This is a genomic window from Microcystis panniformis FACHB-1757 (genome assembly GCF_001264245.1).
GTDB classification, from domain to species: domain Bacteria; phylum Cyanobacteriota; class Cyanobacteriia; order Cyanobacteriales; family Microcystaceae; genus Microcystis; species Microcystis panniformis.
Genome location: NZ_CP011339.1, coordinates 1,093,200 through 1,115,993, shown reverse-complemented (window position 1 = coordinate 1,115,993; position 22,794 = coordinate 1,093,200). Strand labels below are relative to the sequence as shown.

Sequence of the window (22,794 nt, the reverse complement as noted above, 5' to 3'; positions counted from 1 at the left end):
CGCTCGCAGGTTTCTTGGCTGGGATGGGGGGGTTAATGGTTTGCTATCCTCTTGACAGAGATTGCAGAAAGTCGAGAAGATCTTTAAAAGAAGGACAACGAGTGGCACAAAGTTCTAAATTTAGCTTTTCGGCCAGTTCAACATTCATGTTGGTACTATAACGGGGTTTTCTATTTTCACCGATTGACAATTGGATCAATTTTTCTTTCGGTTTGATAATTAGGTGAGGGTTTGGGTGATCTTTTCCCTTGCCTCGTCCCACATATTTAACCACCTCTGGATCAGACCAAAACCAAGCCTCTAATTCTTCTATTGGGATGCAGATATATTTCCTGATACCATTAATATTAGAACAGCTTAATTCTAAGTGATCTCGCAATTGTTTTTCATCGTTAAGAGAGTTATTCTTGGGATTACGATCTAAATCATGAACAATGATAAAAGCATCACATCCTTCCCTTGTCATCACTTTAAGTTTTGCTGACAGTTTTCTCTTTAATGTACTAGAGGATTTAGATGCCCAAGATTTTGTCCTAGTATTTGTCCCCAGCACGCGATGGATAATTTGACGAAACACATCGCAGTCCGTCTCATCTTCGGCAATTATGGCGATCAAGTTACTACTCATCGAGAATACCACTGTAAATCCAGTCTCCTAAATCTCCTTCTTCACAGAGGTACTCGACAACTTTTTCAATCTCTCCTTCTTCTAGTTTCCTAACACTTGTCCGTCCCTGGTTACGATAAACTAAGCTAATATTTTCTGGCTTTGTCCAAGCTACTACTTGTGGTGAATGAGTTGATATAATTAAATTTTCATCCCAAGTATAGGATTTAATTTCATTTAATAATTTTGCTAACATTGCGGGATGTATTTGTGTTTCTGGCTCCTCAATTATGGTTGTTGCATTAGGAGAGTGAGCAATTATTTCGATAAGAATTGATAAAACTCGCAAGGTGCCATCGGAGAGTAATCCAATATTGACTCCATCTAATAATACTGAAGCGATGTACTCTTCGTCTTTACCTTGGTCTGTCTGTCCAGAATGCTCACTCAAAACAAACTTCTGCACAGTGATTTTCTTGGCAAGTCCTATTCGTTGACAAACATTTTCTAGTTCATCAAAATAATCCGTACCTACCCAAGAAAATATTCTCCGAGCTAGAGTATCTGCTAGATCAAATCGACTGGTAGAAACCTTCTTACTTGCCACCTTTAGTAAGGAAGGCTGTCGCCTTGATGTGCGACGGATAGGAGCTTTGCCAAGAAGACGAATCCCTTTTAAAATAGCATAAACCCACTTCATTTCTGGAGGTAAATTTAGCGATGAATTTCCAGGTACATTTGACTGTCGCAGCGAGGTAGTATTGCCAAGAATAGCAAATATTGGCTCACCATTATTATTAAAGCTTGTTAGTCCAAATTCGGTTTTCCAGAGAAGTTCTTGATCTCCATCAATATAATGACAAGAATCATTCCAAGAAAAGGAATTTTCCAAGGAATTATCGTTAGTGGTATCGTCTATGTCTGTATCTAGATCGTCCATAGAAAAGGGGATGATTAGCTCATACCTGTATCCTAAGCGCCGGTTAGTCGGTGTTAGAATTTCAACCTGCAAAATTGAGGGAATGCTATCACTGTCAATCATCCGAGATACGATCGATCTACCCATAGCACAGGATGAGATGGCTTCAAATCCTTCTAGGATAGCGGATTTCCCCGCACCGTTTCTCCCCACTAATACCCCAACTTGGTTAACTAGGGATAGGGAAACTGGACCACCTAGCACACCCCAACCATCGAGGGTAAAAGATAATAGTCTAGGCTGGTTCATATTAAAACAATTCTAGTTTTTGGGATCATACAGAGCTTTATTAGTTAATTATATCCCAATCTATCTGATCTTCCCTCAGTTTTCTAGGCTGGTGGCTGGCGATCACCAGTGAAGACCACTTTTAGCAGTTTTTCCCCCGATAATTTAGGATAAAATAAAAATGCGATCGAGAGTTAATATCATGGACCTATCGGCAGCTCAAGAATCGATGATGATTGAGATTAATGATCCCTTAACTCCAGCGAAGACTATTAACCTGATTTTCCCAGCGCAAAAATTCCCCGAAAATGCTTACTCCTCTCCTCTGGCAAAGTGCCAATCCCAACCCCGATAATCTGGAGAATTTCCAAATTATTAGCCAATGGTGGCAAGATTTAAATCTTAAGGAAGTCTTCTGGCAACAGCGTTTAATTCCCGATACTGGCTCTCTGGAAGATATTAATTGGGAGCAGCAAGGTTTTGATGAAAAATTTAGCATCCAAATGCCCCAAATTCGCGGGATTACCCTCTATTGGCATAAATCTACTTTTGCTGACGAAAGAAGCATGACACCTAAACAATTAATTTTAGATCGGGAACGGGAGCAATTATATATTTATCCCCAATCCCAACCTAGTTTAGTTATTCGGGTGACGAAACCCCATCTAGTTTATCAAAAATTCGAGATGAAAAATCCTCTCCTAGTTGGCAAAAAATCGGAAAGTGAATATATTTTACTGTTCAGGGATAAAGAACAGCAAATAGAATTTAAAATTAATCTCAGTCCTGAAAATTATCGGCAATTTCTAGAAAACATGACTGAGGATCAATAAATAATGTGGCAGGGAAACCTAGAACTAATTTACAAGCAAAAAAATCTCGCAACCGAGATTAATCACGTCTATGCTACCGCCCCTTTAAAAGTACAAAGACCCTTTTATCCTGAAGGAAAAAATCTTTGTCATACGGTGATTTTACATACGGCGGGGGGAATAGTTGGCGGTGATATTCTTCAACAAAAAATTCATCTCCAAGCCGCTACTAATGCCCTGATTACCACTGCTTCTGCTGGAAAAGTTTACCATAGTAACGGTCAGATGGCCCAGCAATTAATCGAGATTAAAATCGATGACAATGCCAGTTTAGAATGGCTACCCCAAGAAACAATTATCTTTAATGGTGCGGTATTTCGCCAACATTTACGAGTGGATTTAGGGGAAAATAGCAGTTGGTTGGGATGGGAAATTACCCGTTTTGGTCGCAGTGCGCGAGGCGAGAAATTTTTAGCGGGAGAATGGCATTCTAATTGGGAAATTTGGCGATCGGGACAACCTTTATGGCTCGATCGCTCCTTCCTGTTGGGTGGTAAAATGATCGAGGGATTTTCTGGTTTAAATAATAGTGCCATGATCGGTACTTTAGTTTATATCGGTCAACCAGTGGGAAGAGATTTAATCGAGAAAGTGAGAGATTTTTCCCTAGAAGGAGAGATGGGAGTTACTAGCACTTTAGGAGATGGTCTTTTATGTCGTTATCGGGGTAATTCTAGCGGTGAAGTGCGACAATGGTTTCAGCAGGTTTGGCAAATTTTAAGGCGAGAAATGAGCGATCGAGAGGCAATTATTCCGCGAGTTTGGTTATCTTGGTAAAAGCGGTCAATTTTAATTTTATCAAGTCACTTGAATGCCTGTATCGGTGATTGGAGCTATCCAAAATTGTAGATCGGGAGCGACAAGAATTTCCCGGGCCTCTTTAACGATAGTTTCCGCCACTTCCTGAGATGAACAGAGAGTAAAAACCGTCGGGCCAGAGCCTGACATCATCGTTCCCAAACCGCCTAAATCCCCTAGAACCTGTCTTAACTCGGCTACGAGGGGAAATTCGGGTAAAACCACCTTTTCGAGGTCATTATGGATAAATTTGCCTATAGCGGCTGGTTTTTTCTGGGTGATCGCTTGTACCAAAGCCCCGGAACTCACCTGCTGACGACGGTGATGGAACTCCTCTGGAGAAGACAGATAGGTATCCTGAAATTTTTGCCGATAGCTTTGGTAGGCCCAGGGTGTAGAAACGGATAAATGATCGTATTTGGCTAAAATCACCCATAATCCAGTCAGAGGAGCGATAGGATCGAGAATTTCTCCCCTTCCCGTACAGATAACCGTTCCTCCTGTCACACAAAAGGAAGTATCCGATCCCAATCTTGCCGCTAAAGTTTCTAATTCCGGATGGGTTAAGCCTAATTCCCAGATTAAATCGATGCCGACTAACACCGCCGCCGCGTTGGTGGACCCCCCCGCTAAACCGGCAGCCACGGGAATATGTTTCTCGATGGTGATATCGATGCCGCCGTAATTGGCAAAGAGGCGGGGGAATTCCTTCGCCATCAAAGTGGCGGCGCGATGGGCGAGATTACTGCTATCTTGGGGGACGAGGGGATGAGAGCAAAAGAGACGGAATTCCTGCAATCCGTTCGGCCGGAGAGTGATGCGATCGCATAATGCCACCGTCTGCATCACCATGACTAACTCGTGGAAACCATCAGGGCGATCGCCAACGATTTCTAGATATAAATTAATTTTAGCGGGGGCTAGAAGGGTATAACTGTGCATTTGTCAAGAAAAAAAATCTAAAATTTTGGCAATTGACCTAATTTTTCCGCCAAGTCAATCCATTGCGATAAACTGAGATCTTCGGCGCGAGCGAGGGGATTAATCTCTAATTGTGTCAGGATTTGGCTTAATCGATCGCTATCCAGACAATTTTTTAGATTATTGCGTAACATTTTGCGCCGGTTGGCAAAACCCCAGCTAATTAAAGTGGACAAAAAGGCCGCATTACTGACATTTTTCGGGAAAACACGGGGTAAAAGCTGAATTACCGCCGAATCCACCCGGGGAGGTGGGGAAAAGGCTCGCCGGGGGACATCACAAATCCATTGACAATCGGCAAGGTATTGAATGCGGACGCTGAGAGCGCTGTAAGCTTTGGTGGAGGGGACAGCGACTAATCTTTCGGCGACTTCTTTCTGGACCAAGAGGGTAATACTCTGGTAAGGGGGGGTGAAGGGATGGGCGATCGAACCGAGCAGCTTTTCGAGGATCGGACCGGTGATATTATAGGGAATATTAGCCACTACTTTATTAACTGGCGGCAGTTGCTCGGGTTTAAGGGTAAGAAAGTCGCCTGGGATGAGATGAAAGTTATCTTGTTGGCCAAATTTTTTATTTAAAATTGTCCATAGATCTCGATCGATTTCTACAGCGACAACCAATTGAGCGCCATCGAGAAGACGACGGGTTAAAATGCCTGTACCAGGGCCGATTTCTAATACCCGATCCTCTGATTGTAAATTAGCAGCGCCGATGATGCGATCGAGTATCGATTCATCTTTTAACCAATGTTGTCCAAAACGTTTACGCGGTTGAATTTTCATACGTTTATCCTGAATGTCAGGTTGTCCTTGACAATAACACTCCTGAAAATATCGGCCATGCGATCGATAACCGCATCAATTATCATAGAGCCTAGGCAAAGATAGCAAAAAAATTAGAAACAATGTCAGATTTGAACGATGTTTTCGCAATTGCAGCAGGAGCGGTTCCAGGGGCGTTATCTCGTTATCATATTACCGAATGGACAAAAGCGAAATTCGGCTTGCGCTTTCCCTATGGAACCTTTATTATTAATTTAACTGGCTGTCTAGCTATCGGCTTTTTTTGGGCTATTTTACCCAGTTTTTCCTTTTATTCCCACTCACTAGATTTAATGGTTAGAACGGGATTTTTAGGAGCTTATACCACCTTTTCTACCTATAGTTTAGATATCTTGACCCTCTGGCGCAATCAACAAAATTTTCTCAGTCTTATTTTTGCCGTTGCTAGTATCATTTTCGGATTGATTGCCGTGAGAATCGGGGCAGCTATTGCCCAATTTTTTCTAGGTTAAGTAGGTAGGCGTTAAAAACTATCAGATGCCCCCCTTATCAAGGGTGGATTAAGGGGGGATCGAACCTAAAATCCATTTTAAATTTAATTATAACCAGCTACTTAATTCTCCAATTTATTTACTATTGAAGGGCAGGAGAGACAGCATGAATTTTTTCAGGGGTCGTTATGGTTTATTCGTGGCAATTGGGGCTATTTTTGGGGCTTTAAGTCGTTTTTATATTGCGAAATTAATTGACAGTATCTTCGGTAAAGAGTGGGGATTTTTTGGGACATTTTTTGTCAATGTTTCTGGCTGTTTAATTATTGCCTATATCTTTACTATGGTTAAGGAAAATATTCGTATAATTGCCCCAGAATTAGGATTGATGATTGCCACGGGTTTTTGTGGTTCCTATACAACTTTTTCTACCTATAGTTTGGAGGTAAACAAGTTTTTAGAGCAGGGAAACTTGACTTTCGGTTTAATTTATTGGTTGGGCAGTGTTCTTGGGGGGATGATTGCGCTTAAAATTGGAGTTATTTTAGCAAGAACAGGTTTTCCTAGATGAATTATTAAATAGATTTTGCGTCTGATCCCCCTGTCCCTAGGGTTGATTCATAGTAGGGTTGATTCATGAATCAACCCTACTACCTTGATAAGGGGGGTGTCTGACAACTTTTAACACCTAACTACTTAAGCATTTCAGCACAATTGAGGCCATCTTTTTCCTTTCCTACCCAGTCTTAATAAGTAATGTCTCCATTGGTTTGAAACCAATCGATAGCATCAGCTAAAGCTTGTCTAATCGGCGATTGCGGTAAGCCCAGTTCTTGCCGTGCCTTCGAGGAATCGTAGTACATGGACTGTTTTGACATTTTCACGCCATCAAGGGGTATAGAGGGCGATTTTCCGAAGACAGGAAGAACTTTTTCATCCAGCCAAGCTATTAGTAAAGGAATCCAAAAAGGTAAAACAATTTTCGGAGCATTTATGCTGGTAATTTCGGCTAATTCTGTCAACAAGGTTTTTAAAGAAGTGTTTTGATGACCTAAAATATATCTTTCGCCAGTTCTTCCCTTTTCTAAAGCTAATAAATGTCCCCAGGCCACATCGCGCACATCAATTAGATTTAATCCCGTATTCACATAAGCGGGCATTTTTCGCCGCAAAAAACGGAGAATAATGTCGCCAGTGGGTGTAGGCTTAAGATCAAAGGCTCCTATCGGCGTACTAGGATTAACTATAACGATATCCTGTCCTCTTTGCACTGCTTTCAATGCTTCCTGTTCTGCCCAATACTTTGATTTTTTATAATAACCCACCAATTGATGGGCGGGACTTTGATAAGTTTCATCGACACTTTCACCCTTTTTACCAACTCCAATAGCCGCCACAGAACTGGTATAAACTATTCTGGCAACTCCCGCTAAATGCGCCGATTCTAGCACATTTATTGTACCTAAAACATTGTTTTGGTAGAGTTGATGTCTATCCTTTTGCCAGAGAGAATAGTGCGCCGCTACATGAAAGAGAACTTCGCATCCGACCATTAATTTAAATAAGTTCTCATCATTTAAATTACCCCGGACAATTTCCACGTCTAAACCCCGCAAATTTCTGAGATTACTCTGGGGACGGACGAGGACGCGCACTTGGTAGCCTTCGACTAAAAGCAATCGCACTAAATTCGCCCCGATAAAACCCGTTCCACCCGTCACAAAAGCACGCATTGCTCAAACTTTCCCCTGTTTTCGCTTCCTATCGGTAATTGAAACTTAATCACCTTAACTTCATCATTACTATACCTTAATCTTAGTCAAGATTTAAGCTTTTCTTGATAAAATTTGAGTACAGATTATTTTAGACTAAGAGCAGTCGATTTTTAGTCAAAACACTCCTATGGATCCATCTCCAGAGTCAACTTTTGTTTGTCCGATTATCATCGAAGATGACAGAACGGGATTAGACACAGAAACTATCCGACGGGCTTTAAGGGATAATTTACTCTATATTCAAGGTAAATTACCGGAATTAGCCAGCAAAAACGATCTTTACATGGCCTTAGCTTATACCATCCGTGATCGTTTATTGCAGCGTTGGTTGACCACCCAACAAACCTATCTAAAAAAAGATGTCAGAACCGTTTGTTATCTCTCGGCCGAATTTTTAGTCGGTCCCCATTTGGCCAATAATTTAATCAATCTCGGTATCTACGAACAGGTGGAGAAAGCTGTCAGCGAATCGGGATTAAAACTAGAAGAATTAATTGCCCAGGAAGAAGAACCGGGGTTAGGAAATGGTGGTTTAGGTCGTTTAGCTGCCTGTTATCTTGATTCCCTTTCTACCCTAGAAATTCCGGCTATTGGTTACGGTATTCGCTACGAATTTGGTATCTTTGATCAAGAAATTCACGACGGTTGGCAGGTAGAAATAACCGATAAGTGGTTACAGTATGGAAATCCCTGGGAAATTGCCCGACCAGAAGCGGGAGTAGAGGTAAAATTTGGCGGTTATACCGAATCCTATACCGACGAAAATGGTAATTATCGCAGTCGTTGGATTCCCGATTATGTAGTCAAAGGAATTCCCTACGATACCCCAATTCTCGGCTATCGAGTTAACACCGCTAATACTATGCGTCTATGGAAATCAGAAGCTTGTGAATCTTTTGATTTTGGTCGCTTTAATCGCGGCGATTATTATGGTGCGGTGGATAATAAAGTTCACTCGGAAAATATCAGTAAAGTTCTCTATCCTAACGATGAACCAATTCAAGGCAAAGAACTACGTTTAGAACAGCAATATTTCTTTGTTTCCTGTTCCCTACAGGATATGATTCGTATTCACTTACATGAGAACCCCAGTCTCGATAATTTTCATCAAAAATGGTCGGTACAATTGAATGATACTCACCCTTCCGTCGGGGTAGCCGAGTTAATGCGCTTGTTAATTGATGTGCATCATTTCGATTGGGATAAAGCTTGGTTTATTACTCAAAATACCTTCGCTTACACCAATCATACTCTTTTGCCAGAAGCTTTAGAAAAATGGTCTTTGAGTATTTTTGGTCGTCTTTTACCGCGATTAATGGAAATTATCTACGAAATTAACCATCGTTTCTTGGATAAAATTCGCATTATTTATCCCCATGATGATGGCAAAATGTCCCGTTTATCTATAATCGATGAAAGCGGCGAAAAATACGTCCGTATGGCTCACCTTGCCTGTGTGGGTTCCCAGGCAATTAATGGGGTGGCAGCCCTCCATACAGAATTACTGAAAAAAGATGTTCTGCGCGATTTCTATGAACTCTTTCCCGAAAAGTTTAGCAACAAAACTAATGGAGTTACTCCCCGGCGCTGGATAGTTTCTAGTAATCCCCGCTTGACTTTTGCGATTACAGAAAAAATCGGCGAAAATTGGATTAAGCATCTGGAGGATTTACGCGGTTTAGAAAACTATGTGGATGATGGAGGATTTCGGGACTCTTGGCGACGAATTAAATACGATATTAAGGCAGATTTAGCCAATTATATCGATAAAAAAGTCGGCATTAAAGTTGATCCTAGTACCCTCTTTGATGTGCAGGTAAAACGCATTCACGAATATAAACGGCAACATCTCAACGTTTTACATATCGTCACCCTCTATCATCGCCTCAAAAATAATCCCAATCTCGATATTACCCCCCGTACCTTTATTTTTGGTGGTAAGGCAGCCCCGGGTTATTTTATGGCGAAATTAATCATTAAATTGATTAATTCTGTGGCAGAAGTGATCGATAATGATCCGACGATTGGAGGACGTTTAAAAGTGGTTTTCCTACCCGATTATAATGTCACCTTCGGTCAACGGGTTTATCCAGCTGCCGACTTGTCTGAACAAATTTCCACAGCTGGGAAAGAAGCTTCGGGAACTGGTAATATGAAATTTTCCATGAATGGTGCCTTAACTATCGGCACTCTTGATGGGGCAAATATCGAAATTCGTGAAGAGGTGGGAGCGGAAAATTTCTTTCTTTTTGGCTTGACAACTGAGGAAGTTTATGCTAAGAAAGCCGCTGGTTATAATCCCCAAGAATACTATTACCATAACGAAGAATTGCGGGCGGTATTAGACCTCATTGGTTCGGGATTTTTTAGCCGGGGTGATAGTAGTTTATTCCGTCCGCTTGTGGATAATCTTATCTACGATGATCCCTATATGTTACTGGCCGATTATCAGTCCTATATCGACTGTCAGGAAGGAGTCGGTCACGCTTATAAAGATCAAGAACATTGGAGTCGTTTAGCAATTCTTAATGTGGCCCGCATGGGTAAATTCTCTAGCGATCGATCGATTCGGCAATACTGCGAGGAAATCTGGCGGGTACAACCAGTAAAGATTGAATTACCCGATTATACTCAAGCTAATGCTGGTTTATCGGTAAATTAGAACAAATCTAGGCAGTAGGATTCTGTTAATTTATCCTACTGCCTACAGGATAGCCAAGCATGGGCGACTTTAACCTAAATTTCTACGGGATTGACGGGGCTCGAACCCGCAACTTCCGCCGTGACAGGGCGGTGCTCTAACCAATTGAACTACAATCCCATTTTTGCGACAATTCTGATTGTAACTTCATCATCAGGGTTATGTCAAGCACCTCTGGGAAAATTTTTTTGAGAGAGAGGGGAGAGGGGAGAGGGGGGAAACAATTGATAAGTAGGTAGGCGTTAAAAATTATCAGATGCCCCCCTTATTAAGGGGGGACTAAGGGGGGATCGGCACCCCCCTTATCAAGGGGGGCAGGGGGGATCAGAGGCAAAATCTATCTTCGATTTAATTATAACTACTTACTTAAGAGGGTTTTTAAAGTTGGATTGGTATCAATCCTGAATTAAAGCCAAAAAATCCCATGGTAGAGAGGGATACTCTTTACCATGGGATTGTAATTAAGCTTGTTGGGAGCCTGAGCTATGACTAACCTGAATTCGATCGAACAGCTATCGCAAGAATTACTCGATCTAGACCAAGTAGATGCCGATACCGGGGCAGATTTGCGGCAAAAAGCCCAAGAAATCCTCGCAGAAACCAGTATTGACCTGCCGATTCGAGAAGCGATCGCCGATAGTCTCAGTCAAGGCAATCAACTACTTACCCTCAAAACCGTCGGCAAGGAAGAAAGTTACTAGCACATTTGGGGTCAAAAGTCAAGATGAAAGAAAAAATTTTTTTTGTCTGGCTGGGGCGATTTTTGGCCTCTTTTGGGCTGTTATCGGGGATAAGTGGCTGTAATTCCCCTCTTTTGATCACTCCTCAAGTTCCCGCCGGTGGTTTAAATAGTTTTGCTCCCGATCAATTCCCCAGTTATAGTGCTGATGGTCGCTATTTAGCCTTCGCTTCCGATCGCTCCGGTCGTCGTAGTATATATTTATTCGATCTGCAAGAAAAGCGCCTAGTTAATCTTCCTAACCTAAATCGTGGCGATTCTAGCCAAGATCAGCCATCTTTAAATGCTGACGGTCGTTTAATTGCCTATATCTCCAGCGAACGCGGTAAAAGTGATGTCATGGTTTATGATCGTTCCAGATCCCGTGCAACCCTGTTAACCGCTAACCTGCGGGGAAGCGTCCGCAATCCCACCATTAGCGGTGATGGTCGCCAAATTGCCTTTGAAACCAACCAAGACGGTCAATGGAATATTGCGATCATTAACGGCCAATTTTAAACTTGTTCTACTCGGTCTTAATCGTTAAAACCTGCGGAGGAGTAGCATCTGGTGGATATAAAAAATTTACCTGTACTACACGCCAATCCCCCGGAGGAATAGTCAGAGTCACTAAAGATTGCCCCTCTTGTCCGCGTCTTTGAACGAGATGAAAAAATCTGCTTTGTGCCTGTCCTTGATCATCGCTATAATTGACGGCTACTGTTCCCCGAAAAAACACTTGTGGAGCAGCCGGATCGAGAAAACGCAAACCCAGCCCAATAATATTCTCTTTAATCGGTGTTTCTAGCGCAATAGTCACCGTTTTCGCCTCATCACTTCGATTAAATAGAGGTAAACTTAACCTATATTCCACACCGTAATTACCATGAGCTTGATAGGCCGTATCGGGATAGCGAACTAACATACTAGCACTTTGATTTTGTTCCGTTCCCAGTTTGCCTCCGGGTAGGGTGCTAATCCCATAGGCTATAGATTGACCAGAATCAGGAATATTTAACCATAAAGAAGCTCGATCGACCAATCGGGCAGGCCAAGCTGAACCTTGGGACACCCCCGCTACCCGTCCATAAATTATCTGTCCTTGACTATGGGGAGGAGTGGGCGCTCGATCCCGCGGAGTCGATAAATTGCCTTTTTCTAGCAAATTTTGCCACTCTGTCAGATTTGGTGGTCTTTCCTGCCCATTTTCGTCTAAGGGTGCATAAAGAGCTAAACTAGCAGCGTAGAGAAGACCGTCACTTTCCAGACGAAGATAAGTGGATCTACCGTTTAAAGGGGGAGTCAAATCGCGCACGGGAATCGCCGCATTTAAGACCATAAAACTCTCCCCAGGGGGAATAATAATCCTATCGGGAAAAATATCCTGACGCTGCCCCATTAAAATATCCCCCATTACCCGACTTCCCGGCCCAGCAAAAACCGTCCCCTGATTATTTTCCACTTGTGCAGGTAAATCGATAAAAGCTGCATCGGGTTGACTCAAATAACTGGCCCCCTGCAAAATTTTAACAGTCACGGGATTAGGACTGGGATTGTGGAGTAATATACCCAGATAAAGGGTGCGTAAATTATCGGGAAAACTCCCCCTCGCTATATGGTGGGCAAAAATATCAAAGCGTCCCTGAAAAGCATAATTTAAATGGGCCGAGGGAAAACTTTTCTCTTGGGAGGGAAAAGTCGAAAGCAAAATCCCTTCTCCTAGCAATAATTCGGGACTATTGCTATTAAAAACAGGAACTTGATCTAGTTGATTCGGTAAAGGACGCACCTGGGCCGGTCGAATTATTTCTACACTAGGGGGAGTTTGGGCAATGGGTAGTAAAAAAGGTAACATCACACAAAAAATTACCATCTCAAGATAATTAATTTTTGATCATAGCATTACTGGCTCGCTCAATTTAGATAAGTCGGTGGGTGGAATTAAATATAAGATGAACGTAGCGACTGTCTTGATGGTCAAGGGGTAATTCAAAAAAACTCAAGCAGTTGCCGTAAAACTCAAAATCTCAAGCCGGAAAAAAGCGCAGGAAAAGCTAAGCCGCTCAGGTTAAACCAAAGCAAGCGCAACCCTTGATTAGAGATAACAAGGAGTGTGAATCTCTAGGGACAAGGTTGTAAATTGTCAGGCAGCTGCCAAGGCTGATTTTGGCGAACCATTGCATTAAGAATGACTAAGATTTACCGTGGGATTTACCAGGGGTTACTTTAGCCGAACACCTGCTCAAATCAGTTCAAGCTTTAGGCGGATCAGAGCAGGGTTTCCAAGCGATTGTTTGCGCCTACTGTGAACTCTAAATCTTCGCAAAAAAGGGGATAAATTGCGAACTTATGCCCTCCACTTCATACATAGGGTCTGCTGAAAAAGTTTTTCGTGGTGGCAGGGTGTGGGGTGTGGGGTGTGGGGTGTAGGGTTTTACCGATTTTGAGGTAGTCAGTTACCTAATTTTCAGGGAAAAAGTACCTAAATTTTACCCCCGATCCCTCCAATGGTCGGCACTTTTTGAGGAAAAAAAAAGTCTAAAAACCTTGTTGGATAAGGCTTTTAGATTTATTCAGCCAGCACTACATAGAGGACATTATCAAAGGATCAAGCATTACCTAAAATGTCGGATGAATGCCCCCGCTAAATTTTTCGACAAGACATCAACCTTTGCGGGGGATGAAATCCGACCAGAAAATAAACCGCAGAGCATCGATTTAATACTACTATCTATGGGTAAACTGTGTTATAATTAAACTATCCAATGGTCGAGGATTGTTAAATGCTAGTCGTAGAAGCCAAGCTAAAAAACGGAACACCAGAGCAATATCAACGGCTTGATGAAGCTATTAAAACTTCTCAGTTTGTGCGTAACTCTTGTGTTCGTTATTGGCGGTCGCATAAGGGTACAACCCGCAATGATCTCCAAAAACTTTGTGCGGTACTAGCTAACAATAAAGAGACCCCTTGGGTTAATAAATTAAACTCTCAAGCTCGTCAATCGGCTGCTGATAGAGCCTGGCAATCAATTAGTCGATTTTACCAGAATTGTCATGCTAAGATACCAGGAAAAAAAGGTTTTCCTCGGTTCAAAAAACATAACCGTTCGGTTGAGTATAAACTAACGGGCTACAAACTATCAGATGATCGACGTAAAATCAGATTTACTGATGGCTTTAAAGCAGGAGAATTTGATTTATGGTGTAGTCAGAAAACCTTAGTTTATTATTCAGAGCAACAGATTAGACGGGTAAGAGTTGTTAGACGTGCTGACGGTTATTATTGCCAGTTTTTGATTGACGGAGAACGGCAAGAATACCATGAACCAACGGGACAAATAACAGGAATTGACTTAGGGTTAAAAGAGTTTTATACCGACGCTCAAGGTAATACTGTAGAGAATCCACGTTATTTAAGAAAGTCAGAAAAACGACTTCAAAAAGCACAAAGGAGATTATCAAAACGATTTCGTCAAGGAAAGAAACAGTCTAAAAACTATCACAAGCAACGGATAAAAGTTGCCAAGCTTCACCTGAAAGTATCAAGACAACGTAAAGACAAAGCAATTAAAGACGCTTTGGCGTTAGTCCAGTCTAATGATCTGGTAGTCTATGAAGCTTTAAAGGTAAGAAACTTAGTCAAAAACCGTAAGCTTGCCAAGTCAATTAGTGATGCTTCTTGGTATCAATTCACCGAATGGTTGAATTATTTTGCCAAGATTTAGCGGATTGTTTGTGTTGCTGTTCCTCCCCATTTCACGACTCAAGATTGTTCAGTTTGTGGGACGAGAGTTCAAAAAAGATTAAGCACTAGAAATCATCAATGCCTCAATTGTAAAACAGTCTTAGATAGGGATCATAATGCGGCAATCAACATTCTTAAAAAAGGGTCGCAATATTTGGGAAATCATCTCAACGGTACTGTTGGGCAAACAGAAACCGACCCAAACGCATAATAGAGAGTCCGACCTCTGGATTTTCAGTGGAGACATTGAGAATTTAAGTTGTCTCGTTGAACAAGGAATTTCCGATAGTGATAAGTCAAGAATCCCCCGTCACAGCGTAGCTTGACGGTGGGAGTATGTCAATCCCACTCCTGTAAGTCTCGGAGCCAATTTTGCAGCAAGCTAGTTAATTGAGTACGGCGAGTTTCAAAATTGCCAGCAATTGAGAGCAAGCTAACCCCCACCAGCAATCCGATAATCCATTTAAGCAGAGGATAAAGGGAAATCCAAATTACCAACTGATAGAAAGCATTAGCCACAAAAGTAAAAGTGCCAAGATAGAGGAAGGCGCGAATTCGTAAGGCTAATCCGGCAAAAATTGCCACTAAACTGAGGATGCCAGGCAGGATTCCCGTCTGATGATCAAACCAGAGAGCCGCACTAGCAATAATGCCTGTTCCCAAGAGGCGGAGCAGGTGGCGCAAGGATTTGCCTTGCCTCCCCTGACAGGTAGGTTCTATCCAGACAAGACAGAGGAGAGACAGTCCGACAAGACTGCTGTAGGCGAAGGGAGTTGCCAGAGAGAAAGCCGCCAGCCAAAGGGCGATCGCCCAATTCACTAACAGTAGGGTAAGATAGCGCCACCGGGGTTGCTGCCGCAGCCAAGCCAGCCAAGCATAGAATCCAGCCACCACCAGCAAACTTAGGGGATTGAGCTTGTCTAAACTGCCCCCAAGGGCGAGTCCTGGAAGAACAAGAGCGAGGAATTGCCAAGGACGAGGTGGCCAGCCCCAAAGCCGCCAAGGGAGCAGATAGGTGAAAACAGCCACCCCAGAGGCGATTACTCCCAACCAAGAAACTAGGTATTGAGAGAAGAATTCCATCGGAGGAATAGTATTGGCAGCATAAACCCCAATCCCAGTCGCTTCTAGAATACCCAGATAGACCCAGATTTCAGCGATCGCCTGGTCAGGATGGTTGCGCCCTTGCCAGATAGCATAACGAGTCAAAAAGATACCGGTTGCCAATCCCAACAGTTGATTGACTGCAACGGGATAGAATAAAGCCCCTAGTAACAGGCAACTGCCCAAAGCCCAGTGCAGGTGGGCAACCAACTTCAATTCTGAGGCCGTCAGAGGCAAGTAGCCAGCCAACCAGGGAGAGAGCAATCGATAGCCGTAAACCAAGCTGGCGGCCAGGGCTGCCATTGCCAAAAATTGATCGCCTTGGGACAGGTCGGCAATTTGATAAAACAATAGCTCGTAGGCTGAGATGGAGATCCCGCCAATTCCCAGATACAACAAGGGCTTCCCGGCCGGAGAGCGCCGCCCAACTCCGATGGCAATCAGTACCAGTCCCAGAGAACTCAAGCCAGTCCAACTACTGAAAAATCCCCAACGCAGAGCCGCTCCTAATGCCCCATAGAGCAAGGGTAGAATATTCCAGCTATTGAGCATTTCCCGTCTGTGAGTAGATCTGTGCCACCAATCTCCCAACAGTTGGGTAAGCAATCCCAAGAGAATATTGGCGATCGCTAGGGCAATTAAAGACTGCTTAGTCAGGTTGAGAACTTCGATGGTGAGCAGTTCCAAGCTCCAGCCTACCCCGTAGATGCCCCAGTTACTCGGCTCGAGGTAGCTTCGATAGGCGATCGCCCCTAAAGTCAGGGCAGCCGCTAGGACAGAGAGGCTCGAGGCCGCCATCCAATCCCAGTAAACGGCTAGAGAATGGAGAGTCAGGGCGACTAACTCCAGACTACAGAGGGCAATTGCCCAGCCATCGAGGGACTGGGTATAGAGGGCGGCAAGTTGGCTCTGGCGGCGCAAGAACCAACTCCGCAGCATCCAGAGGACAGCTAAGAGCAAGGCAACTGCCAGCAACCAGCCGTCAATTGAACGCAAAGCCCATCCCGCCCAACCATCCCACAGGCAAGTTCCCCACAAAGCCAGAGCGAAGCCGATGGTAAGGGTAACTGCCGCCCCTTGTTGTAAATAATAGGCATGAACCAGCATCAACCCAGTTGCTATTCCTAAGCCGATTAGCCTGTACCCTGTCAGCCCTAGCAAGGGCAACTGGACTAGGGATAAGGTGGCAATACTCAACCAGATTGCTGAGGGAAAACGGGGAGGTTGCCAACTGCGATAGGCGGTTGCTCCCATAAGCAAGAGCGACAAGAGGAGAGTGCGGAAAGGCTCCTGCACTATCGAGGTGTTAGCTACCAGAATCGACAACTCCAGACTACAGAGGGCGATTGCCCAGCCATCGCAGGCGCGGGCATAGAGGAGGGCAAGTTTAGAAGTACGCTGGCTCAACCAATAGCGCAACGGCCAGAGGGGGATAAGGGCGATTGCCCCCGCCAACAGCCAATCTAATCCAGAGAGAGGCAATCTCTCTAGTAAGGCAACGCTCAAGCCCAAGGACAAGCCTACCGTGATGGCAGCCGCTGCTAATTTTTGTAGGCGATGAGTCTGGAAGAACATCAACCCAGTGGCGATCGCCAGGGTGACGAGACGAGTTTCTTCCCCTACCCAGGTGGGAATTTGGGCAACTAGCAGGACTGAGATGCTCAACCAAATGACTAGGTTAGGTTGGCGCGAGGGTTGCCAACTGCGATAAGCTGTCGCCCCCATCAGCAGCCAAGTGGCGATCGCTTCTCTACCGTCTGGAGAATTAAGGACATTGCCAGAAAGCGCCAATAACATCAGGAGCGAGAGGCAAGTTGCCCAACCATCGCTAACCTGGGCATAAATTCTCGCCAAATTATTCGGTAATGCCCTTAAGCATTGGCGGAGAATCCACAAGCTTGTCGCAGTAATTACCCCTGCCAACAGCCAGCTTGCTTCTTGCCGCAATGCCCAACCAAAACTGCCATCCCACAAAGACAGTGCCAGCCAACTCAAGCCAAAACCTACGGTAATCGCTGCTGCTGCTACCTGCTCTAAGTTACGGCTATTGACGAACATCAATCCTGTAGCCATCCCTAAGCCAATTGAGGCAATTCCTGGTTCCAACCCTTGCAGGAGTAGGGCTGTTAAGATAAGCCACTGCCACAGGGCTAAAGCGTCTATACTCAACCAACTGGCAACTTCCCGCCGAGCCAGATTCCAAGTTCCCACCCCAGTCAGGGCCAGGGGAGCCAAACCCCAGACTAAGCCCCACTCTAGCCCCATAAGCGGGTGCTCCAACACAGAGGTCAACTGGGCGAAAACTGCCCCCTGATTGAGGACAAACAAGCCATAGGATAGCCCAGCCAAGATTAGTCCCAGATTCCAAGTTGTGTGGTGTAGGAGATGAAGCAAGGAAGTAGCAGGAAAAGGCCGTTTCACGCTGAATGCCAATTCCAGCACCGCCAGCATGATTAAAATCACGCCCCAAACTGCCCAACTCAGCCTTGGCCATCCCCAGTCAATCGCCAAAATTAGGGTGAGCAAGCCAGCTAGGTGAGTGAGATAGGCCAGGGAGAGAAAACGGCGGGAAATCTCTTGAAGGGAAGCTAGTTTGACTTGCCGTTGGCTGAAAATTACTAACGCCAGGGTTGAAGCTGCCAAGTTGAGCGTCCTCAAGGCAGGATTGACTAAGGAGCAAAAGGTCAAGGTTGTTCCCCAGAACAAGGCTATCGAGCCGGTAAAAGAGGCTAATTCCCGCTTGCCCAATTGGGAGAACCAATCTGTCAGGAATAGGATCAAGACTAGGTAAGGAAAGAGAACTAAGCTTAGTAACGCCCAAGGGGTAGCTTCAGCGCCAGTTAAACCAGTCCCCAAGGTGATTGCCCCTTGCCTGAAAGTGTCTGGAAGTAAGCGCCAAGCCAGCCACAACCCCTGCAACCCAATCAGCAAGGCTGCTGCCAAGTCGAACTTCCGCCAGGAGTAACCGATGCGTCGGGCAAAAAACAGGAGTGATAAACCACTCACTGCTAGGGCTTGCCAAGGTGTTTCACCCACCGACAGTAACCAACCTAGCAGCAGCAAGCTACCGCCGATACGCTGCCACAAGGAAACAGATTGTCTGGTCTGCCAACTGGCTAACCAGCCGCAAATCCCCACAGCCAGCCCCAATTGGCTAATCTCTACTTGAGCGATAAAAATTGCCCGCACCAGCAGGATAACTAGCCCATAGACGACAATTGCCTCATTTAAGCTAAAAGGGGCTAATCTTTCTCTCCTTGATGCTGCTTCTTGTCCGGCTCCTTCAGGAACACGGGAAAGGGAGATCAAAGTTGTTCCCACCATGCCCAAGTAAGTTGCCAGCAAGGGAAAACCTCCAATTGCCCATCCCCAATGCAGATAGCTCAATCCCAAGTGATTCGGCAGACTTTGAGAAAATCCTGCCTGGCGAGTTTCCCCGTACCTCCCCCGGAATAGTTGAACTGTTACGGCGGTAAGGGAAAGGGCAGCCACTACCACAATCAACCAGTCTAGAGGGTTGCGCCACAAGCCCAAGCTATCCATGGCCAGAAAATTCATCGGTACTAGCAACAGAGTAACCAGGCGCAAAGCCTGACTGGTCAGGCGCAGGCGCGGCTGTTGGCTACTCCAAAAACTGGCTCCCCAAAAAGCTAAAGTATAAAGCCACAACACCCCATACTGTCCGGCGGTTGAGAATTTTTCCCAAAAGTTGGCGGCGAGGACACCAGAGGAGATGACCACCATGAAGACTCCCAACAGCAGCAGCCAGAGGACGCTCAATTCTGCCATCAGAGACTGTAACATTTGTCCGAATTGACTGGGAGTTTCCTGCCGTCGAGGAGATGTTGGCGGCTGTGGCGGGATTCTACGGGGAGCTTCTGGCCGTCGAGAAGGTAGCGCGGGTGGGGGAGTCTGCTGGGAGGAGATGGGGTCTGGCAGCGGCTCTCTGGTAGGGGCAGTTGTCAGTATAGGCATGACACAGGAGAGGTTTTCCCGACACAGTTGCTTGACTTGAGATTCCCCAAGTAATCCTAATTGGAGCCATTGTTCTAAACCTTGTACTAGAGAGGGATGGGAAGCTCTCACTCTTATAACAACCCGGATTTGAGAAGCAGTCAGCCAGCCTCGCTCCTGCCATTGCCCCAAACCTTCTAAAAAGTTAGATAAAGGGACGCTGGTGGTTATTGTCAGAGCGAGGGTTTCTTGAACTGAATTTTCTCTCGCATTTATTGCTAATTCTAGTCTTTTGTCGGCAATCAAATCTAATTCTAGCCATTGCTTGAGAGCTAGTAAAAGTTCGGCCGGCGAACTTGGATTGACGATTTCTATTGGGATGATTCGCTTCTCTTGAAAGGACATAAGTAATCAGATAAAGATAAAGTTAACTGGGGAGACAAGGGAACGGGGAACAGTAAGGGTTTCAGCCTTGGTTAGATCTCTTAAGAAATTAATCTCATCTAAGCTGTCTTGAAAAAGCGAATAATCTCTCGTACATGATTGAGAAATTGACTGTCTTCTGTCAGTTGTGCGATCGCATTTTGTGCTTCCTGAGATAAGGTTTCATGTTCAACCTGATTTTTAGCCTCCAATTTTTCTAGTAAGGCTTTCAGACGGGCTAATTCTTGGCGATTTATTTGGACTTCTTCTTGCTGTATATTTGCTTCGGTATCCAGTTTTTCCCTGATTATTGCCAGATTATCCTCTAAAATAGAGACGCGATTACGCAACTCTACTACATCCTCTCTGGGATACTTAATCTGTTGTCGAATCATTGACAAACGCACGGCTAAATATTGATAAGCCCGAATCGCCGGACGTAAAGCTGTCAATAATAAAGTTGCACCAGAACTCACATATCCTACTGCACTAATTCCCGTTGCTGCTAAGGTATAAAGTCCAATTCCTGACAGCAAATGTAAGGCAATCGCAAGCCGAATTGACCAACGCGCTACTGTCTTAACATAATCAACTTGTTTCTGATCTACGGTAATATTTTTCTCTTGAGAAATTGCTGCTTCTGCGATTACTTCCTGGGCATCAAAATAAATGTTCCAAGGAACAGTCACAATCACTAACAACCACCAAAAACTGGCGATCCCAATCAACCAATCGATTAAATTTCCTGACGGGATGTGCAACCATCGTAAAATTCCAAAAGCTAGTAAGACTAAGGCTCCAAAAATCACACAAAACCCGATAAATCCTAGATAGCTTAAAAACATCTCAATCACCTCTTTTTTATTTCTCTTTCTGGCTCTACCGAACTTAGTATGCTAAACTGATGATTGAAAAAGGAAACGGGGAACAGGGAAAAGGGGAAAGGGAAAAGGGTTGAGATTTTGGCAACAACTAAGAAATGATTATTGAAGGAAAAGGTGACGTTATGGACAATAAGCAGAGAATAGTCTGGTTTTTTTGGTTCTTCGTTACTTGGTATGGTTCGATAGGGGGGCATAAATCGACTAAATCCTTATCTGGCAAGAGATTTAATTGATTAGTTCGCTCCAGATCGCCAACAATTGACAAAAATTGCATAAGACAAACCGAAGAACCTGTTATTTTTACATAACAGGTTCGGTAGAACCCTCTTTTTTATGCTAGAAAAAGATTGGTCAAGTTTCACTAGCGGTTGTGACACTTTGTGAATTTACCCATAAAATAGCCTAATTGTGAACCATAACTTGGCTGTTTGACAACGAGTATAGTGTAGGGACTGTCTTGATTGTCAAGGGGTAATTCAAAAAAACTCAAGCAGTTGCCGTAAAACTCAAAATCTCAAACCAGAAAAAAGCGCAGCAAAAGCTAAGCTGCTCAGGTTAAACCAAAGCAAGCGCAACCCTTGATTAGAGATAACAAAAAGTGTGAATCTCTAGGAACAAGGCTGTAAATTGTCTGTTGCTGCCAAGGCTGATTTTGGCGAACCATTGCATTAAGAATGACTAAGATTTTCCGCACACAAGCAGTCAGAGCCAGTTTTTTTGATTTACCGCGTCCGACTAGGCGTTCGTAAAAGGCTTTAATCACCGGATTATGACCCATAGCTACCACCGCTCCCATGTAAAGAGTCGCCCGAATCTGAGCGCGACCTCCCTGAATCATCCGCTTACCTTTATGTTGACCACTATCAGGATTGATGGGCGCAACACCGACTAAGCGAGAGATTTGTTTGGCGGTTAGTAGAAATTAAGTACCTAAGCAAAATTAATTACACATTTCGATAAAGCTTTTGCCTCTTGCCTATTGCCTCTTGCCTGTCTTCACTAGGAAATTTATTTTGCATGACTACTTACTTGACCAATCCCCGGCACGGTTTTTAGTAAATTGACTTTCTCCAGCCATTCTTGGTTAGCTTGGGTCAATTTCTCAATTTCTTGATTGAGTTTTCCGGGGCAGTTAATGAGCTAAAATTTGAGCGTCCATGGCATCGGTTTTGGCTAACTTACCAGTGGCTTTAGTAAAGTCTCTTCCTTGACGGGGATTAATTAAGGCGACCGGTAAACCCGCTGCTTGTAATTGAATCACCAGTTCAGTTTCTCAACCTCCTGTCGCTTCCAGAACAATGAGGTTGACAGTGTAGTATTTTAGGGTCTCGACCAGTTTAGAAAGGTAAACATCTAGGGTCGCTTTGCTAATGTCAATGCCTACCCATTGAGAGATATTTTCCCTGATTAAACCTGAGAAATTGGCGAGATTAATGGTTATTTTTGAGAGCATCCCCTTGATTTTACTCATCCTTGCCCGATACGGTCTGTTAGCCTAACAATTGATTGTTTTCGCGACGACCCTGGCGACTGTTCGAGTTTTGTCAGGGAGATTATGGTGGTGACCCTTGCTACGAAGAGGTCTTTTCTGACCAAGGTTGGGACGGTCTACCACTTCTCTCAATATACAAGGTTGGGTTGAAGCATGAAACCCAACGCCTCAACGGATTGAGTATTAGATAGTATCCTGTTTGTCCATATCTAGAGGATTGTTTAATATTTCTTTCGGGTTTTAGCTGACCTTTTTGG

The 22,794-nt window shown here is 44.2% G+C and carries 17 protein-coding genes, 1 tRNA gene and 3 pseudogenes; 10 read left to right on the top strand and 11 right to left on the bottom strand.

What is annotated here, in order from left to right; translation table 11 throughout:
• Positions 1 to 43: 43 nt before the first annotated feature.
• Both VL20_RS05455 and VL20_RS05450 read right to left on the bottom strand, forming a co-directional pair.
• Positions 44 to 628, bottom strand: a complete 585-nt coding sequence (locus VL20_RS05455; protein WP_052275849.1) for a DUF4276 family protein — start codon at positions 626 to 628, stop codon at positions 44 to 46.
• Complete coding sequence (locus VL20_RS05450) at positions 621 to 1,835, bottom strand: AAA family ATPase (RefSeq protein WP_052275848.1); 1,215 nt, start codon at positions 1,833 to 1,835, stop codon at positions 621 to 623. The genes VL20_RS05455 and VL20_RS05450 overlap by 8 nt, the downstream gene beginning before the upstream one ends.
• Before the next feature lie 181 nt (positions 1,836 to 2,016).
• On the opposite strand from VL20_RS05450, the gene VL20_RS31450 reads away from it, so the two are divergent.
• From VL20_RS31450 to VL20_RS05440, 3 genes are read left to right on the top strand one after another with little or no spacing between them, the layout of a single operon-like run.
• Positions 2,017 to 2,169 (top strand): hypothetical protein, encoded by a 153-nt coding sequence (locus VL20_RS31450; protein ID WP_162490486.1) that lies wholly within the window; start codon positions 2,017 to 2,019, stop codon positions 2,167 to 2,169.
• Positions 2,123 to 2,647, top strand: a complete 525-nt coding sequence (locus VL20_RS05445) for a hypothetical protein (protein ID WP_052275847.1) — start codon at positions 2,123 to 2,125, stop codon at positions 2,645 to 2,647. The genes VL20_RS31450 and VL20_RS05445 overlap by 47 nt, the downstream gene beginning before the upstream one ends.
• 3 nt (positions 2,648 to 2,650) lie before the next feature.
• Positions 2,651 to 3,463, top strand: a complete 813-nt coding sequence (locus VL20_RS05440; protein WP_052275846.1) for an urease accessory protein UreD — start codon at positions 2,651 to 2,653, stop codon at positions 3,461 to 3,463.
• 21 nt (positions 3,464 to 3,484) lie between these two features.
• Here the strand turns inward: VL20_RS05440 and ispE are convergent, their stop codons facing one another.
• Together ispE and rsmA are read right to left on the bottom strand one after the other, a co-directional pair.
• Positions 3,485 to 4,426, bottom strand: a complete 942-nt coding sequence (gene ispE / locus VL20_RS05435; protein WP_052275845.1) for a 4-(cytidine 5'-diphospho)-2-C-methyl-D-erythritol kinase — start codon at positions 4,424 to 4,426, stop codon at positions 3,485 to 3,487.
• 17 nt (positions 4,427 to 4,443) lie between these two features.
• Positions 4,444 to 5,250 (bottom strand): 16S rRNA (adenine(1518)-N(6)/adenine(1519)-N(6))-dimethyltransferase RsmA, encoded by an 807-nt coding sequence (gene rsmA / locus VL20_RS05430; RefSeq protein WP_052275844.1) that lies wholly within the window; start codon positions 5,248 to 5,250, stop codon positions 4,444 to 4,446.
• 122 nt (positions 5,251 to 5,372) lie between these two features.
• On the opposite strand from rsmA, the gene crcB (VL20_RS05425) reads away from it, so the two are divergent.
• Both crcB (VL20_RS05425) and crcB (VL20_RS05420) read left to right on the top strand, forming a co-directional pair.
• On the top strand, positions 5,373 to 5,762 hold the full coding sequence (gene crcB / locus VL20_RS05425; RefSeq protein ID WP_052275843.1) for a fluoride efflux transporter CrcB: 390 nt from the start codon (positions 5,373 to 5,375) through the stop codon (positions 5,760 to 5,762).
• Positions 5,763 to 5,907: 145 nt separating this feature from the next.
• Positions 5,908 to 6,312, top strand: a complete 405-nt coding sequence (gene crcB / locus VL20_RS05420; RefSeq protein ID WP_052275842.1) for a fluoride efflux transporter CrcB — start codon at positions 5,908 to 5,910, stop codon at positions 6,310 to 6,312.
• 175 nt (positions 6,313 to 6,487) lie between these two features.
• Here crcB (VL20_RS05420) and hpnA read toward each other — a convergent pair whose 3' ends face one another.
• Positions 6,488 to 7,474 carry a hopanoid-associated sugar epimerase gene (gene hpnA / locus VL20_RS05415; RefSeq protein WP_052275841.1) on the bottom strand — a complete coding sequence of 329 codons (987 nt, stop codon included), beginning with the start codon at positions 7,472 to 7,474 and terminating at the stop codon, positions 6,488 to 6,490.
• Positions 7,475 to 7,643: 169 nt separating this feature from the next.
• Between hpnA and VL20_RS05410 the strand changes: the two genes are divergently transcribed.
• The gene (locus VL20_RS05410; RefSeq protein ID WP_052275840.1) at positions 7,644 to 10,178 is read left to right on the top strand and encodes a glycogen/starch/alpha-glucan phosphorylase; all 2,535 of its coding nucleotides are present in this window, start codon (positions 7,644 to 7,646) and stop codon (positions 10,176 to 10,178) included.
• Between the two features lie 85 nt (positions 10,179 to 10,263).
• Here VL20_RS05410 and VL20_RS05405 read toward each other — a convergent pair.
• Positions 10,264 to 10,337 (bottom strand) — tRNA-Asp (locus VL20_RS05405).
• A gap of 365 nt (positions 10,338 to 10,702) precedes the next feature.
• Between VL20_RS05405 and VL20_RS05400 the strand changes: the two genes are divergently transcribed.
• Together VL20_RS05400 and VL20_RS05395 are read left to right on the top strand one after the other, a co-directional pair.
• Entirely contained in the window at positions 10,703 to 10,918 is a 216-nt protein-coding gene (locus tag VL20_RS05400; RefSeq protein WP_002788162.1) for a hypothetical protein, read from the top strand.
• Positions 10,919 to 10,941: 23 nt separating this feature from the next.
• A complete protein-coding gene (locus tag VL20_RS05395) occupies positions 10,942 to 11,454 on the top strand; it encodes a TolB family protein (RefSeq protein WP_052275839.1) in 513 nt (170 codons plus the stop codon).
• A gap of 7 nt (positions 11,455 to 11,461) precedes the next feature.
• On the opposite strand, the gene VL20_RS05390 is transcribed toward VL20_RS05395, so the two are convergent.
• Positions 11,462 to 12,790 carry a DUF3370 domain-containing protein gene (locus VL20_RS05390; protein WP_052275838.1) on the bottom strand — a complete coding sequence of 443 codons (1,329 nt, stop codon included), beginning with the start codon at positions 12,788 to 12,790 and terminating at the stop codon, positions 11,462 to 11,464.
• A 494-nt stretch (positions 12,791 to 13,284) separates the two neighbouring features.
• Between VL20_RS05390 and VL20_RS32305 the strand changes: the two are divergent.
• Both VL20_RS32305 and VL20_RS05385 read left to right on the top strand, forming a co-directional pair.
• A pseudogene (locus VL20_RS32305) lies at positions 13,285 to 13,470 on the top strand (hypothetical protein); the annotation flags it as partial.
• Positions 13,471 to 13,718: 248 nt separating this feature from the next.
• A pseudogene (locus VL20_RS05385) lies at positions 13,719 to 15,006 on the top strand (RNA-guided endonuclease InsQ/TnpB family protein).
• 13 nt (positions 15,007 to 15,019) lie between these two features.
• Here the strand turns inward: VL20_RS05385 and VL20_RS05380 are convergent.
• The 4 genes and pseudogenes from VL20_RS05380 to VL20_RS33600 form a co-directional block, all read right to left on the bottom strand.
• The gene (locus VL20_RS05380) at positions 15,020 to 20,143 is read right to left on the bottom strand and encodes a hypothetical protein (protein ID WP_052275837.1); all 5,124 of its coding nucleotides are present in this window, start codon (positions 20,141 to 20,143) and stop codon (positions 15,020 to 15,022) included.
• Between the two features lie 98 nt (positions 20,144 to 20,241).
• The gene (locus VL20_RS05375) at positions 20,242 to 21,006 is read right to left on the bottom strand and encodes a hypothetical protein (protein WP_002788156.1); all 765 of its coding nucleotides are present in this window, start codon (positions 21,004 to 21,006) and stop codon (positions 20,242 to 20,244) included.
• Positions 21,007 to 21,133: 127 nt separating this feature from the next.
• The gene (locus VL20_RS32300) at positions 21,134 to 21,319 is read right to left on the bottom strand and encodes a hypothetical protein (protein WP_071822930.1); all 186 of its coding nucleotides are present in this window, start codon (positions 21,317 to 21,319) and stop codon (positions 21,134 to 21,136) included.
• A gap of 276 nt (positions 21,320 to 21,595) precedes the next feature.
• A pseudogene (locus tag VL20_RS33600) lies at positions 21,596 to 22,498 on the bottom strand (transposase).
• Positions 22,499 to 22,794: the final 296 nt, after the last annotated feature.